Origin of the sequence: Lachnoanaerobaculum gingivalis (assembly GCF_003862475.1) — a bacterium.
In the GTDB taxonomy this organism is placed as follows: Bacteria; Bacillota; Clostridia; order Lachnospirales; family Lachnospiraceae; genus Lachnoanaerobaculum; species Lachnoanaerobaculum gingivalis.
On record NZ_RRCO01000003.1, the window covers coordinates 273074 to 289051 of the forward strand.

A 15978-nucleotide genomic window follows, 5' to 3' on the forward strand; every position below is an offset into this window, starting at 1 on the left:
GCGCCTACTTCATCATTTTTATTTTTTGTCTCTGTATGGAACTATATCATCAGCAACAATTCTCATTGTAGATTTTTGTTCGGGATAATTTACAACCTTGCTTCCGGTATTAGGCTCATATGTCATGTTAAATACCATATCTGACAGCCACTTCTTAAAAGAAGGATTGTCTTGGAATTGTTTAAAAAGTTCCATATTATCCGCCATTACTGAGAAAATAACCTGCTGTAATGCACGTTCACTTTCCATACGTGCATTCTGCTTATCAGAATTCTTTATTGCATTCTGGTACTTTTCATCTTTTGCAACCATATCCGGAATTGCAATAATTTGTCTACGAACATTATCTGGTTCCTTCCAATCAATGTTTCCAAACATATCATTAAAATCATTAAGGATACTAGACAATAAGTCCATCTCAGGATTAACAATATGACCTGCACTTCCCGCCGGTACAGGAGCGACCTCTGCATCCATATCCTCAAGCTTTATTGACATTGATTCCTGTGCTTCAAGTCGATAGCTATCGAGGTCAATCAAGTCAAGGATTCCTTCTGAGAAATCATCATCTCTTGGTGATGGTAACTTCGGAATCATAAGATTAAGGAATATTGAAAGTTTCTCCCAATCTGCATCACCATAAGGAAGAATAGCTCCTAAGAATCCGTATGTACGACAAAAAGCCTTTGCAGAACTCTTAAACTTAATCTGCTCTTCAGTATCAAGATTTTTATAAACTGCAGTACAAGCATCAAGAATTGGGTCAAGCCTATCCCTTTCTGCTCCATTTAGATACAAGTCTACAAGCTGCTCCACATGAGCTGTTGAATATACCTGATACTCTTCCATTGTTGTAATAAGGTCATACAACTTGTTAGGGTCTGTTTCACCGGACAATAACGTAGTTCTATAATACCTTGAGAACGACTGCTCAATCATTGCCGGTTTATTTGCAAAATCCAAAACAAAAGTATCATACTTCATTGGATGACATCTGTTCAATCTGGATAATGTCTGAACTGCCTTAATGTCATAAAGCATCTTATCAACATACATCGTATGTAACAGAGGTTCGTCAAAACCTGTCTGGAACATATCTGCAACAACCAAAATACGATAAGGGTCTGTTTTTAATGTTTTAGGAATCTTCGCATCTGGGAATCCATTCATAGCCGCAGATGTTAATGGTGGTTCCTGTCCCTGATACTTGTGTTCACCAGAGAACGCGACAATCGCCTTATATGGGCTATGTCTAGCTGCAAGACACTTATTAAGTGCATAATAGTACTCTATACATCTTGGTATGCTTGAAGTAACTACCATCGCACGAGCCTGTCTACCTATTTTCCCTTTTGAAATCACCTGTTCGTGGAAGTGCTCAATCATCATCTCTGCCTTCTGAGAGATGGTATATGAGTCACTTTCAACGAATGCCCTAAGCTTTTTCTGTGCTCGTTTCTTGTCGAACATAGGGTCATCCTGTACAGTCTTCATAAGCTTATAGTAGCTGGCAATCGGTGTATAATATTTAAGCACATCAAGAATGAAACCTTCCTGAATAGCCTGCTTCATAGTGTATGAATGGTATGGACGATGCTTTACTTCATCTCCATCCTGATATGGAACGCCGAAGGTTTCCAAAGTCTTATTCTTTGGTGTTGCAGTAAATGCAAAGTAGCTGGCATTGTTGAGTAACTTACGTCCCTCCATCATTGCATTGATTTTATCTTCGTTATCCATTTCATCTTCAGAAGCAAGGCCGGAAAGAGCCAAGTTCATCTGCGCAGAGTTTCTTCCACTCTGACCAGAATGCGCCTCATCTATAATAACTGCGAACTTATTTTCCTTATGTTTAGCTCCAATATCAGGAACTACATAGGGAAATTTTTCTATAGTGGTGATAATAATTCTCTTTCCATCTTTAATGGCATCTCTTAAATCACTGGAATGTTCTGCCCATGCAACCGTATTAGCTACCTGCATGAACTGTTTTATATTATCTCTAATCTGTTTATCAAGAATTCTTCGGTCGGTAACTACCAGCACAGAATCCAACATGGGATGACCATTTTCCTCAAGGCCAATCAGCTGATGTGCAAGCCGAGAAATTGAATTAGACTTCCCTGAACCGGCACTGTGCTGAATCAAATATCTTTTTCCGATTCCATTTTCTTTCACATCAGCAAGTAAGCTTTCAACTACGTCCAACTGATGATAACGAGGGAATATCTGCTTTACACTTTTCCTTTTTGTTTCAGGATCTTCTTCAACAACTACCTGAGCATAATTCTCAATAATACGACTAAGCTTATCCTTGGTAAGAACTTCTTTCCAAAGATAATCTGTCATGAGCCCATTTGGATTAGGCGGATTTCCTGCACCATCGTTGTATCCTTTATCAAAAGGAAGGAACCAACTGCTCTTACCATCAAGCTTTGTACAGAATTTTACCCTTGCATCATCCACAGCAAAATGAACCATGCAACGCTTAAACTGGAATAGCAGCTCTCTAGGATCACGGTCAGTCTTATACTGGTTTACCGCATCATCAACATCCTGCTTTGTAAACTGATTCTTCAACTCAAAAGTAATTACAGGAAGACCATTGATAAATACACACATGTCAAGCGCAAGCCTAGTAGAATCATTTGAATATATCAGCTGACGTGTAACACTAAAGATGTTCTTTTCGTACATCTCCTTTGCCTTAACATTATTCTCAGTCGGTGTAAGATAAAACATGATAAGGCTGGCAGGATATACCTTAACTCCATTACGTAGAACGTCAATAATACCTCTCTTAACTATTTCACTCTGCAGTCGGTTAAGAAATTGATTCTTCTTTATCTCTGACTTAAAAACCCCAAGCTTATCTAAAGAATCCGGCTGTGTGTCCTGAAGAAAACGGAATAAGTGAGTTTCGTCAATTGCATAATCACGATTGTAGTCTGCGTTGACACCTTGCTCATAGCCATTTTGCTCAATGAGCCACTTTACAATTAATGACTCAAGTCCACTTTCTTTTATATTAGTAAACGACATATCCTACACCTCCTCGTCGAAAGATTTCTCATCTTCGGCATCCGCTTCATCATCATCAACTTCTTCTGTTTCTTCAATATACTCAAATTCAGGAATTTCGATATCCCTTACATCAATCTGCCCTGTCACAACATCAGAAATCAGTTTATTTCGTAATTCATGAAGGACTTCTACTTCTTCTGTTAGCTTTTTGATTGTTATGTCATATTTTGCAAATGTAGCAGGAATATATTCAACGATAGCCTGTTGCTCATCAGCTGGAGGAACAATAAATGGAATCTCCTTCATTTTATTAATTGATAGATCCCACTGTCCTACACGTATTCCATCAGAAGCCTGAGAAAAAAAATTCACATAGACTTTACTTCTGATTGCATAATGAAAATATTCCAGATTTTCAAAGTCCACATCAAAGATAAAGTATGCTGGACTTACTATACCTGTATATTCTGAAATACCATAAGAACCCTGCCACGCTTTCATCTTATTCATAGCAAACTGACCCTTTTTCACCATTTTGTAACCGCTAAGGTCATCTGGAATAAAATTATGATTGCTTTCCTTATCCTCAATATCTCTAATGATTACCCCCTGCTCTCTAACTACAGAAAGCAGCGGAAGCTCTGGATGGTTTTTCTCACTAAAAGGATGAAGAATCTGTCTCAATTTTATAGTTGTCCAATGTACCGGAATATTTCCAAGCCATTCAACGCCGCTGAATTTCATTGGTACATTAGGATTAAGACCATGTGTCACCGCCTCATTTACAACAGTTTTCTTGAGCTCGCATATTCTTCGAAGTTCTTTCTTCTTGACTTCAATCAATCTATTTATTTTTGATACTTTCCAATCAAGATAACGAACAATCTTGTCTTGCTCCTGCCCTGACGGGATAGGTAACAGAATATTTTTCATCTCGCTGAAGCGAGTTGTCCATAAATCTGAAACAATTCCCCGGCCATATCGGTAATACTCTTCCGAAAAAATATGACTTCTCATCAAATAATGAATATATCTGCCATTCCATTCTTGTCTTGGCTCAAGAACAATATTAATTAGAGAGACAGAACCATCCAAAGGTGATATACCACAGGAGCCTTTCCTATCAGACCTACTATTGATAACAAAGTCTCCAGTTTTTACAAGTTTTCTGTTATCACCTGCATCAGTTTTAACTGCACTATCTAATTGCGGTACAATTCCACCTTTTGATACCGAAAGAGGGGCATAGTCTTTATCTGACACCTTCTCTTTTCGTTGTGAAAATAGACTGCCTATCTTTTTACATTCCCATTCAGATGGTAAATTTCCCAACCATGTAGTACCTGAAGGAGAATAGCTACTATATCTCTTCATTACTTTAGTCCTCCAAGAACATCCTTAAGCATCCCGTTAGTTTCTTGTTCAAGTCGTTCCAGGTCAAAAATAATGCTTTCCATAGGACGAAGTTCTGATACCTTATAAAAATATTTTGTGAAGCTTATTTCATAGCCTATCTGAGTCTTCTTTTCATCTACATATGCATCGGGGGCATAGGGATGAACTTCATTTTCAATAAAAGCTTGAACACCTCCATCATACGTAAAAGGAACAATCTCTGTATCACGCAGCTCAACATCAGCCTCGCCTTCAATTGGCAATGCATTAGAGTCCCTATCAGTAATATACGGACGTACCTTTTTCAAGAGCGAAATTTTCAACTTTGTAGCCTTCTCAAAAGCCTTCCAATCATCTAACGTCACAGTAGGTTCCAGTTCATTAATAGCCTCAGCAAAAGCTGCCATTTCTACATCTTTCAGCACACCTGATGGTATCTTGCGCTCCGGATAGACGCGCAAACGAAGAGGACGTTCAACTGTAACAGCCCAATGTCCAAAATCATCGTTATTAAAAATCTTGCTAATCTCACTCTGCTCCATCTCAAGAAAAATCCTTATGATTTCGTTACGAATTTCAGTCGTGAATTCGCAGTTCTTTTTGCCCATATTCTTTCGTAAAGGTGATTTCATTGAAGTTGCATCAATTAACTGTATCTTGCCTTTACGTCTATCTTCCTTTTTATTTGATAACACCCAGATATAAGTTCCTATACCAGTGTTGTAGAACATATTCTCAGGTAAAGCAATAATAGCTTCTACAAGGTCGTTCTCAATCAGATATCTACGAGCATTACTCTCACCACTACCGGCATCTCCAGTAAAGATGGAAGATCCATTATGCACCTCTGCAATTCTGCTTCCAAGTGAAGTGTCATTTTTCATCTTCGCAACATTATTCAGAAGGAACAGGAGCTGTCCATCACTGGTTCTTGGAATCATCGAAAGCTGTGTTCCATCATCAAGATAAGTGTTAAATCTACTATCAAGGATATCCTTTTTACCACCCATCTTCTCAGCATCAGTTTTCCAGCTCTTACCGTATGGAGGATTTGCAAGCATGAAATCAAACTGTCTGCTAGCATTACCATCCGCAGAAAGTGTAGAACCATATGCTATATGTTCAGCTTGTTCACCATCACCCTTTAACAGCATGTCGGCTTTACAAATCGCGTATGTTTCTGGTTGAAGTTCCTGTCCAAAAAGATGAATAGATACATTTTTTCCACGTCTCTTTGCAAGAGTCAAAAGTCTATCTTGCGCAACGGTAAGCATTCCACCTGTACCACACGCACCATCATAGCAAGAATAAGTTGCATCCATAAGTTTGTCAGCAATAGGCATAACAACTAAATCTGCCATAAGATCTACAACATCACGTGGTGTCCAGTGTTCTCCGGCTTCCTCGTTATTATCTTCATTAAACTTACGAATCAATTCCTCAAATACAGTTCCCATACCATGATTATCCAGAGCTGGAAGCTTTATTGTTTTCATAGTATCATCTGTATACACAGGCTTAAGACTAAGGTTTATGGTTGGAGAAATAAACTTTTCAATAACTGCACCTAGAATATCCGCATCAATCATCGTATCAATCTGATTACGAAATTTGAACTTCTCCAAAATTTCCTGAACATTAGGTGAAAAACCATCTAAGTATGCTTCAAAGTCAACTTTAAGAGTCTGTTTCTTTGCTCTACTGGTAAGGTCTTTTAATAAAAATTGTGAAGAGTTGCAGAAAGCCTGTCCTGCTGCATTACAAAGAGCTGGCCACTGATTAGTAATACCTGCTGCATCCATCTTTTCCTTCATTTCAAGAACTGCCGGTTTTGTATCCTCTAACATAGCATCAAGACGACGAATAACTGTCATTGGGAGAATAACGTCACGATACTTACCGCGAACATATACGTCACGCAGACAGTCATCAGCAATACCCCATATAAAACTCACAATCGCATTGTGTACTTGATTGTCCATATTTTCATCCATACCTTTCTTTGGCTAATTTTGTCTTTTTAACGGTAGGTACACTACCACATTATAATTCTATAAAATCATGTGTTCTAAAAAACGAACAGCATATTCATCTGGTGCAGAATTATCATCTCCAACGCCACTGGAACGAAGCCAATCATCAACTTCTGATAGTTTGAATTTCCAGAGGCGACCAACTTTATATGCCGGCATATTTCTTTTTGAAATCCACTGCAAAATGGTGTCACATTTAACACCTAAATATTTCTGAACTTCTTTCAATGTCGTCCATTTTTCAATAACTTGTTCTTTTACACATTTATCTCCTTCTCTAATTGCGCTTAAACTTTGTGTCTATCGTTACACAAAATAATGAATCTCTTTCCAGAAACAATTCTCTCTATCAGCATCATGCATTTCCCACTTACAATATGTTACTCAATCAAAGTCATGTCCATAAAAAGACGTTGTTGTTTTTATTCTTTCATTCTGCTTTACATCTGAAGTATCAATGGCATAAGAATACGCTTCATGCCAATCTTTAGGAATATGTTTATATACTAATTTTCTTCTAGCCCAGATAACCTTTCCAATATTCGTCAATTCCCATACATGAGCCACCGAATCATAACTGGCTATTTCATGTCTTGCATTTTGATAAATAGAAATATTATAACACTTATATAATGGTTACCTTTACTCTTTATCTTCTAAATACATACCTTCGAGTTTTATCTTCTGATAATCAAGAATCACCATATCATCTACGTCTTCGGAACCACTATCAATTAGCAATTTCATTTGTCTAGTTAGTACAATGGCTAACGTTTTTTGCTCATCTTTATCAGAAACTCCTCAATTCTAATAAAACTACACCTACATTTTTTATCTGGTTTTTGAAGAACTACACCAGAGAGTCGTAGGTATCTTTTCCTATAAGCTGATACTTGTATTTCAACATAAATCTTTCAGCACCCGTAAATAAGTTATTTGGCATGACTCTTTGATACATTACCCTCTCCGCTCGCTGTGAATAAAACAATTATGAACTTATCTTGGCTTTTTATATTAGCACAGTCAGAGTAAACACATCTACATATATCTTCAAGTTTCGCTCAAGCACCTCCCTCTCTCAAGTGGGAAAGTGTAAGTCACAAAACAACAAGACTTGCAACCAACATAGAAAAGCCGCAAGTCAAATCTACTCTCGTACCCGAAAACGATAAACATCCGGATATGAACAACGAATACTTTGTAAACTCCAATTCTACATCTACTCCATGTATCTTAACCGCAAGCCTCAAACCTATCCTTACTCGCTCTAAGGTTTATTCTGGTATCCACAATTGTATCAGCATAAGCTTCTATGCATTCAACTGCTCTGGAACGAAGAAATTGCCTGTGGACTTAACAACCTAAACCAAGAACCTCACTACTAGTTTTAAGTCAAGCGGTGAAGTTTTTTCGATTATTTATTCTTGAAAAATCTTGCAATTTCATCGGAGATTTCTAGGTACCATGCATCAGAATTCAACACACCTTTATGCCACATTGAAAACTTGATGCCTACATCAGTTGTACACCAACCGCTAACATAATGAATAGGCAAACCCTTTTTCTCCATAATTTTGTCTAGGCATCTATACTCTTGATATCTAATCCCACATACTGCAATTTTTCACTACTTCGATTTTGTATAAATCTCCATTGTAATTATGTGGTATAGTTTTGCATCCTTACCTTATCTTTGAATTATCAAGTTTAGTTATTATCTCTCTGTACAGATGTGGTTAATTCCATCATCTTTCGCGCATATGTATCACCATCAATTTCTTCATTGGCATACTGTTGCATAAGCTCATCAATCTGTTCTTTAAGTTCTTCTCTAGTCATTTTTTACCACTTTCCTAATTAATCGTAATTTTATAAGTACCAGCCATGCTCACGGTGAGTCAAATCTAGTGTAAATATGCTAGAAATTGCATTAATCACATAAATATGTATACCATAAATTTCATTATATTCATACTAAACATCATCCAGTTCATATAGCAATTATTCCATTTCAATTACAGTTCATCGAAACTCATCTTCTGATACTATTCTCCTTCTAACTCTTATAATTTGATATGTTTTTCAACATCTCCTCTGACACAAAATATGGATTATTATCTTCTCCAATTTTCTCAATCAAAATGGCATCCTTATCTATTTCAAGTACTCTAATTTTTTCTCCTATCTTAAATTTTAATCCATCATTGCTAACCCCCTCTGCAGTTACAGAATATACCATTGAATCTGATGTTCTGTGTAATTCTTCCTTATTTATTTTCTTTATTATCTTTTTTACAACAATCTCACCACCTTTATATATCACTGCACCTGTGCCAGCAATTATTAAGACAAAATTTTTAGGACCTCCGACCTTCTTCGCCACAGTAGTCAACCATTGATATGCACCTAAATTACTCATTCACTTCACCTCCTTCATCTCATCTACCATATCTCAACTCCTATTCAATTAGGTTATCTTAATTTTTATATCCAACAAACACAGAAACCACATCTACTATAAATTCGCAATCTTAATGTGTAAATAAATAGCTAGACTTTATCTTTGCAATTTCTCATATCAAGAAGCTTTACAAATAGACGCGCACAAATTATTTAATTAGCATTTCATCTTTCATGTCTTGTAACAGATATATTGCATTATTATTTTCATATATTAGTCTAAGCATTAATTGAATATCAGGATTATCAGCACTCAATACATTACGCTTACAAACCTCTTTATGTAATACATGTTCTTCAATCAACAAATATATATCCATATTTTTTGTCATTCCACGCACAGAGATCATTTGTACTAAATCACTACAATTCCATTCCTTAGTTGTCATAGTTACTATCGCTTCATGAAGTTATGAATATACCGCACCTTTTAGGTCTTCTGAGGTTTTATATCTATCGATAACATTATTATATAATACCTTCAAATTTTACTTCACCCATTCTTCTAGTAAATTTATTTATTTTACCTTAAGCTACGCAAAATACTAAATCGCCTTTACTTAAATGCTATCCTTGGTTTTGACAATTTCTTCAAAATTTGCCTTTACTCGATGCTCCACCTGCTTCTTTGTCACATTATACATATTAGAAAAATACTCATAGATAATATCATTAAAGTCAATAGAATACTGACTTTTTAGTGACGGAATAAATGGAGCATCACTTTCTAGTAATATACGTTGTACCGGTATCTTGGAAATTATATTAGCTCCAGACTTACTGTTCAACATTTGTGGATTAATTGAAAAGTAGTATCCTCTATCGATAGCTTCCTCAAGATCTTGTATTCTTCCTGAGTACCAATGCATAATAACAGTTCCCGCAAATCCATCTAAATGTTTTAAAACATCTTTAGAAGCATGTCTACTATGTACGCTTAACACTTTATTTTTCCCTGTTAGGAATTCTAGTATTTCGCTAAATATTCTTTCTTGATCAAGACATATACGTTTATCATTGGTTGAACCATCCAGCCCAACTTCACCAATATACCGTGACTTTACTGATAATTTCTTAAATAATTCAATCTGATTTGGAAAGTCTTTTACTAATTCCGGATGATAACCAATTGCAATTTGAGTGTATTTATATCTACCAACTAATTTCTCGTATCTATTATAAATATCAGGTAGATTTGTCATTGCAATTGTATATGATTTCACAGCTTCAATATAGTGTAAAACTTCTATTTTATCCTTATAGAGATCAAAATGCATATGTGCATCCATTAAAAACTCATTCATTTAAACTCCTCTAAATAGCTGGAAATCTCATTAATCCCACGTTTATAAAGATTAGAAAACTCTTCTATATGTTCTTTAATGGATCCATTCATCTGAATACGCATAAAAATTTGGGTAGGCTGAAACATATCCAAACCTTGTAAATATGAATTTAAGCACATTTTTGCTTCATCGCCTAATTTAAATTGTCTGTCATAATACCTACTTGTATCTGACATATTAGCTCTTTTTAAGGCAGCTTGTCTCACAGTGCATGGCAAGCAGTAGCCACAATGCATAGCTTCTTTCTCGCCACGATGACGACCTACATCTGGATGAGAACATGACATCGTATTTGCAATATTCGCATTTAATATCTCTTGATTTTTACATTCAATTAACATCTCTCCCTTGGTCTTAAATTGATATGGATTATAAATATTCAGAGTTATTCCTACGTTGTTCAGTAATTCCTTAAGTAAAGTCATATAATATGGGTGTGTAGTTCTCGTACTACTTGTACCTATTCTAGAGAATGTAAGAGGAATATTTAGGGAAATAAATCCATTTTCTGAAATAATCATTTTACTGCAGTTGCTATATGCCGTAGCCATTACAATAGCATGTGAAAAAAACATAAATGATCTTGTTCGTGTTGTATCTTCTACACCATCAACAACCGATGCATGAAATTGTAAAAAATTATCTTCCAATAACTCATATTCGGTTTGCAATGAGTAAATTACCCTATCTTGGAATTCTTTTGTACCTTTTCCACCTCCATAATGGCTAATAAATAATATATCCTTTTTTCCTGCTTCCAATAGATCTATAGCACCTATCAAGGAATCCATTCCTCCAGATAACATTGATACCATTGAAAACATCTGCGTTTTTTCACTACGCGTTTTTTTCTTCCATCGGTTTTCAGCAAATACTTCTATATCTGATTTTTCTCTTGGACGAAAAAAAATCTTCCAATGATCTCCGCTCAGAAAACTCAAGGTGTTCTGCAAGAGTAATACATTTTCATTCCATAAAGTGTATTCTAAAACAGGAATATGTAATTCAATATTTCTACTCCAATTATCTGATGCATCTTCTCTTTTACATAACCTATCCGCTATAAAAACAGAAAATGAAATGTATAATAAATCTATTCCTGTATTGGAAAACCAAGAAGAGCAGATAAAATCATGTTGCCAAAAAGTATATCGAAATTGTTTTGCTGCATTATAACTAATTCTTAGGTTCTCACACTCTGCAATATATATATCCTTATCACTATGAACAAAATTAATAATCACTCTAATCCCTCCAATGCAATAAAACAATCCCCCATGATTTTAGGAATTACATTTTTTGAGCTAAAGTCTATTTGTTCCTTGAGCTTTTTAAACTCTACATCAACTGTACTGTAAACTATTTCCTTAAAATCATTTCTAATTGTATTGGCCTTAACAATATCAGATTCGTACTTTTCAAATCTACTTTGTAAGTCCCTCTGCATAAGCCCCCATATATATGATTGTATATACGCACACATTGATTTTACGGATAATTCCGAAGGCATATTATTTAAACAATCAAAATCCATATTATTTCGCTCCATATATTCATAAACAAAGGACATCGCATCCATCATTGCTGATCGAGCTACTATATCCTCCTTTGTTACTGCTTGAGGTGCTAGTGCATCAACCACTAATGAAATTACTTCATTCGCACTTTTATCCTCAAACTCAATTTGTAAATTGTGTAATAAGTTTTCGATTCCATAATTACTTATATTGTTAAAGAATCCACCCAATGCTCGACCCGATCTCACACCTGAATTCGCCGAATGAACCAATCTTGTAGAGCCACCAGCCGCCTTTACATACTGTCCAACTACATGCCCATAGTTTCTTTTTCGATCTCCACTATAGGTACCATTTATAATTCTTGACAAATTTGTTTTTACTGTCTTCCACTCTACATTGGGCTGTACAGAACCACCTGACTCTATCTCTTGATCATTTAAATATCCATCCGGTAGTAAAGGATTATTCTTTACCGGTCCTTGATAAATTGTCGATGTTCCCATTTACCCTTCCTTCCCCAAGCTATTTCTTATTGTTCTAACCAAGGTAATATTATCTTTCCACTGGTTAGACATTATCTTTTCTAATTCTTCTTCCATATGAGTTTGTTTAGCAAATTCAGCTATATATGGAGCAGCACCAGCTGTTAACTGTGATGCTGAGATTAATTTCAACTGGCTCATCCCCTCCTCATACAACTCTTTTTTAGTTAACGAAAGCCCAGTAAGAATCTTCACTTGTTCTATTTTCACTTTTTCAGAAGAAACTATTCTATTTACAAACGCTTCTATAACAGCCTTCCCATCATCAATAGACAGATTCCTCATTTCTTCTTCTGCCTTAGTTATAGACTCTTCTCCTTCAGAAATAACAATGTCAAAAACTCTTTGAGCTAATACCGACATTGTTGCTTTCAATATACTTACACGCTCCTCTAAAGAAGTTCTAGAAAAATAAAAATATAATCTCAAATCCTCATTTGCTATATGTGGCTCTGTTTTATACCACCTCAAAAGCCATTCATCCTCTATTCCTTCTTGCGTATCCCCTTCGTTTTCCTCTCCTTCTTTCAACATTTCTTTCAGATCACCTGTTTTTGATAATTCTGCATATTTTTTAAACTGAATAGGTCGATAGTATTCTAGCATCATTATTTTTGTCAGAATCTTTTGGTTCAGTTCTTTTCCTTTATATTTGGCCTGCTGAATTCTTAAATCAAGCATGTTTAAAAAACGTTTATATTGTCTTGGATTACCATTTAGTGCTTGGGTCATTAACTCTGCCAGTTGTATAGCTGATACAATACTTTCTGATTCGTTCAAATTCAGATTTGCTAAAATCTTATTTAAATCAACATTCGTAAAGTCATCTTTTTGTGCTGTGTGAAATGCCTCCAAGAATTTCCTAAAGTCATCTTTTCCTATTTTTTTTTGAAGAAACAAGCATGAAATGTACCTTGATACTTCTAATGTGTCCAAACGTGGAATTCTGATCGGGTACTGAATCAATTTTTCCATATATTCCTTTCCTATACTTATTTCTTGGCCAGGTATATCTTTAAACTTACTCTTTACTGCATATTCAATCTGTCTCTCATCTGCTCCTATTACAAATGCTGTTTTTCCTGTGAATAGGAAAAGCTTAATTGCCTCCAATGTATCTAATATTGTATCAGGACGACACCTGTCTAGTTCATCAACAAATACAACAAGACGTGAAATCTTTGATTCCTCTAGGATATTAGCAAAGTTCTTTTGAAAAGAACGAATATTCTCTCTAAGCTCTGTGAAATTTAGTTCATCCTTAACATTCTGCTGAATTTTATTTAGTATATCATCGTCTATATTATTTACATTATTAAAAACAGCAGACATGACATTTCTTACGGTTAAACTGGTCAATGTTGCCATTCCTCCGGTAAGCATAAAGTCCGCCCCAGCCCCAACTACCCTTTTTGCTAATTTAAGTTTATCTATAGAATCCCACAATCCTTTAACTAAACTTTTGGCTCTTTCTGACAATTTTCTTTCATCTGTTATTGCGTCTAATATCTCTCCCAGTAATGCACTCTTAGCGTCTTCATAGTTTTCAAAAAGCCAACCATTAAAAACCATGCATTTTATATCTTTGTCATTGTTTTCAAGCAAAGACTTACTCATATGTATAACGCTTGATTTTCCACTCCCCCAATCACCATACAATCCTATACATGCTGGTAGAAGATCATCATTTTCCACAATATCAGTAATACTATTTATTAAATATCCATAATCCAAAAAATCCAACTCGGTCTCGCTGTCTCTCCACATAAGATTGCCCCTTTAAAGTTATCATTATTTCAATACACGTTTTCAAAATACTAGCTTATAGCACCATCACTTTTACACTCATTTTCAGTAGATTTTATCCGCTAATCTATTAGTCATTTTCAAATAGTATCTTGGGAGAATGTGGACTGAAGCTATCACTTCGATTCTGTCCGTTCACATCCCTAATTTTCCTGGATTCCATTCGCTTAGAATGACTTACAACTCTAAGCCTCATGGCATAATAGAAATCCACATAACGCTGATTTACAGTTGTTTCATATCCCTGCTCTACCACCAATTTATTAATAAGATTCTACTTAGATATGCGCTAGATTCTTATTTTGTTTAATCTAACAGGTTCAGACCTTGCACCTACTGCGTAGAGTTCAACAGCTAAAATTACACAAATATACTTTCTCAGATGCTTTCCATTCTCTTCCCTAGCAGCTTTCTTAAACATGAAATACTCTTAAAAGTAAGTAAATTCAAGGCCTCCTACTTATTTTCTCTCCATCACCACCACACTCTCCGTATGATAGCTCCTCGCAAACTGATCCACCACTGTCAGTTTCTTAAGTTCATATTCCTTCTCACATAGCAATTTTAAATCCCTTGCCAGTGTAGAGGAATCACAGCTTACATATACTATTCTCTTTGGTAACAACTTCAGCATTGTATCTATTGCAAGCTTATCAAGCCCCTTTCTTGGCGGGTCTACCACTATGACATCTATATCTCTTATATTTCCGTTTTCGTATTCGCCTGTGATAATCTCTTCCGCCTTACCTACGAAAAACTTTACATTTTCTATATTATTAAGCTTTGCGTTCTCTCTTGCATTTTGTATGGCGGCATCCACTATCTCAACACCGTAGACAAACTTTGCGGACTTTGCAAGGAAGAGTGAAATCGTTCCTATACCGCAGTACATATCCCAAACTGTTTCTTTACCGGTCAGTGCGGCATACTCTAATGCCTTGCTATATAGTTTTTTCGTCTGTACAGGATTTACCTGATAAAATGACTGTGGCGATATTCTAAACTTCACATCCCCTATGTAATCCTCTATATAGCCGTTGCCATAAAGAGTAACTGTTTTTTCTCCCAAGATGACATTGGTATTCTTTTTATTTATATTGATAGAAACAGATTTTAAGTCATTTCCAAGTGCGCTACATAGGCTCTCTACAAGATTGTCACTATGTGGCAGATTGTTTGCGTTTATAACTATGCAAACCATCAGCTCACCCGTAGCAAAGCCTTTTCTTATAAGTACATGCCTTACTATGCCGCTTCCATCTTCCTCATTGTAGGCTTCCACACTGTACTTCTCCATAAAATCAAGAACTATCTGCAGTACAGTCTTATTTTCTTCTATACCGATAATGCAGTCATCAAACTCTACAATGCTGTGAGTTCTGCCTGCAAAATAGCCTGTGATGTTTTTACCGTTCTTTCTCCCGAAGGGAAATTGGGATTTATTTCTATACCTTATCGGCTCTTCCATACCGATAATTTCTTCTATCTCTACATTTGACAGATCAAATCCACCTATTCTTTTTAGATGATTTTCCACTTTGTTTTGCTTTAGTCTAAGCTCCGCTTTATAATCAAGGCTCTGTAATGTACATCCGCCACAGCTTCTTGCCACCGGACATTTGACCTCTATTCTGTCGGGACTCTCATTAACTATGCTCTCCAATCTTGCATATCCGTAACTTTTCTTCGTTTTCATCACCTTTGCTGTGACTTTATCCCCTATAACAGTATCTTTTATAAACCATGTGAAGGCATCGGTTTTTCCGATGCCTTCGCCATTTTCTCCAAAGTCTGTTATATCAACTGTTATCATTTCACCTTTTTTGTAACTTGCTGTATTATCAGTTTTCAT

Annotated in this window: 16 protein-coding genes; 1 reads left to right on the forward strand and 15 read right to left on the reverse strand. The window is 35.8% G+C overall.

The genetic code is table 11. From position 1 onward, the window contains the following. Positions 1-18 precede the first annotated feature (18 nt). From EHV10_RS08125 to EHV10_RS15620, 5 genes are all read right to left on the reverse strand, one after another. Complete coding sequence (locus EHV10_RS08125) at positions 19-3042, reverse strand: type I restriction endonuclease subunit R (protein WP_128674211.1); 3024 nt, start codon at positions 3040-3042, stop codon at positions 19-21. Between the two features lie 3 nt (positions 3043-3045). After that, entirely contained in the window at positions 3046-4398 is a 1353-nt protein-coding gene (locus EHV10_RS08130) for a restriction endonuclease subunit S (RefSeq protein WP_128674212.1), read from the reverse strand. Then, positions 4398-6413, reverse strand: a complete 2016-nt coding sequence (locus EHV10_RS08135) for a type I restriction-modification system subunit M (protein WP_330508510.1) — start codon at positions 6411-6413, stop codon at positions 4398-4400. The genes EHV10_RS08130 and EHV10_RS08135 overlap by 1 nt, the downstream gene beginning before the upstream one ends. Positions 6414-6470: 57 nt before the next feature. Continuing rightward, entirely contained in the window at positions 6471-6680 is a 210-nt protein-coding gene (locus tag EHV10_RS08140; RefSeq protein WP_279221816.1) for a helix-turn-helix domain-containing protein, read from the reverse strand. Between the two features lie 869 nt (positions 6681-7549). Beyond that, a complete protein-coding gene (locus EHV10_RS15620) occupies positions 7550-7702 on the reverse strand; it encodes a hypothetical protein (RefSeq protein WP_330508511.1) in 153 nt (50 codons plus the stop codon). Between EHV10_RS15620 and EHV10_RS15400 the strand changes: the two genes are divergently transcribed. Next, the gene (locus EHV10_RS15400) at positions 7635-7817 is read left to right on the forward strand and encodes an ssDNA-binding protein (protein ID WP_334295163.1); all 183 of its coding nucleotides are present in this window, start codon (positions 7635-7637) and stop codon (positions 7815-7817) included. The two genes, EHV10_RS15620 and EHV10_RS15400, sit on opposite strands and share 68 nt — an antisense overlap. Before the next feature lie 49 nt (positions 7818-7866). On the opposite strand, the gene EHV10_RS14545 is transcribed toward EHV10_RS15400, so the two are convergent. The 10 genes from EHV10_RS14545 to rlmD form a co-directional block, all read right to left on the reverse strand. Next, positions 7867-8022: a hypothetical protein gene (locus EHV10_RS14545; protein WP_158609911.1), complete on the reverse strand. Its 156-nt coding sequence runs from the start codon at positions 8020-8022 to the stop codon at positions 7867-7869. Positions 8023-8159: 137 nt separating this feature from the next. Continuing rightward, on the reverse strand, positions 8160-8291 hold the full coding sequence (locus EHV10_RS15120) for a hypothetical protein (RefSeq protein WP_007594199.1): 132 nt from the start codon (positions 8289-8291) through the stop codon (positions 8160-8162). A 217-nt stretch (positions 8292-8508) separates the two neighbouring features. Continuing rightward, on the reverse strand, positions 8509-8871 hold the full coding sequence (locus EHV10_RS08150; protein WP_128674214.1) for a hypothetical protein: 363 nt from the start codon (positions 8869-8871) through the stop codon (positions 8509-8511). A 190-nt stretch (positions 8872-9061) separates the two neighbouring features. Beyond that, the gene (locus EHV10_RS08155; protein ID WP_128674215.1) at positions 9062-9301 is read right to left on the reverse strand and encodes a hypothetical protein; all 240 of its coding nucleotides are present in this window, start codon (positions 9299-9301) and stop codon (positions 9062-9064) included. Between the two features lie 171 nt (positions 9302-9472). Beyond that, the gene (locus EHV10_RS08160; protein WP_128674216.1) at positions 9473-10216 is read right to left on the reverse strand and encodes a TatD family hydrolase; all 744 of its coding nucleotides are present in this window, start codon (positions 10214-10216) and stop codon (positions 9473-9475) included. After that, entirely contained in the window at positions 10213-11502 is a 1290-nt protein-coding gene (gene qatC, locus EHV10_RS08165; protein WP_128674217.1) for a Qat anti-phage system QueC-like protein QatC, read from the reverse strand. Before qatC ends, EHV10_RS08160 begins: the two co-directional genes overlap by 4 nt. Then, the gene (locus EHV10_RS08170; protein WP_128674218.1) at positions 11499-12281 is read right to left on the reverse strand and encodes a hypothetical protein; all 783 of its coding nucleotides are present in this window, start codon (positions 12279-12281) and stop codon (positions 11499-11501) included. The genes qatC and EHV10_RS08170 overlap by 4 nt, the downstream gene beginning before the upstream one ends. Further along, complete coding sequence (locus EHV10_RS08175) at positions 12282-14087, reverse strand: KAP family P-loop NTPase fold protein (RefSeq protein ID WP_128674219.1); 1806 nt, start codon at positions 14085-14087, stop codon at positions 12282-12284. Between the two features lie 328 nt (positions 14088-14415). Continuing rightward, on the reverse strand, positions 14416-14547 hold the full coding sequence (locus EHV10_RS15125; RefSeq protein WP_279221817.1) for a hypothetical protein: 132 nt from the start codon (positions 14545-14547) through the stop codon (positions 14416-14418). Positions 14548-14586: 39 nt separating this feature from the next. Beyond that, the gene (rlmD, locus tag EHV10_RS08180) at positions 14587-15978 is read right to left on the reverse strand and encodes a 23S rRNA (uracil(1939)-C(5))-methyltransferase RlmD (protein WP_128674220.1); all 1392 of its coding nucleotides are present in this window, start codon (positions 15976-15978) and stop codon (positions 14587-14589) included.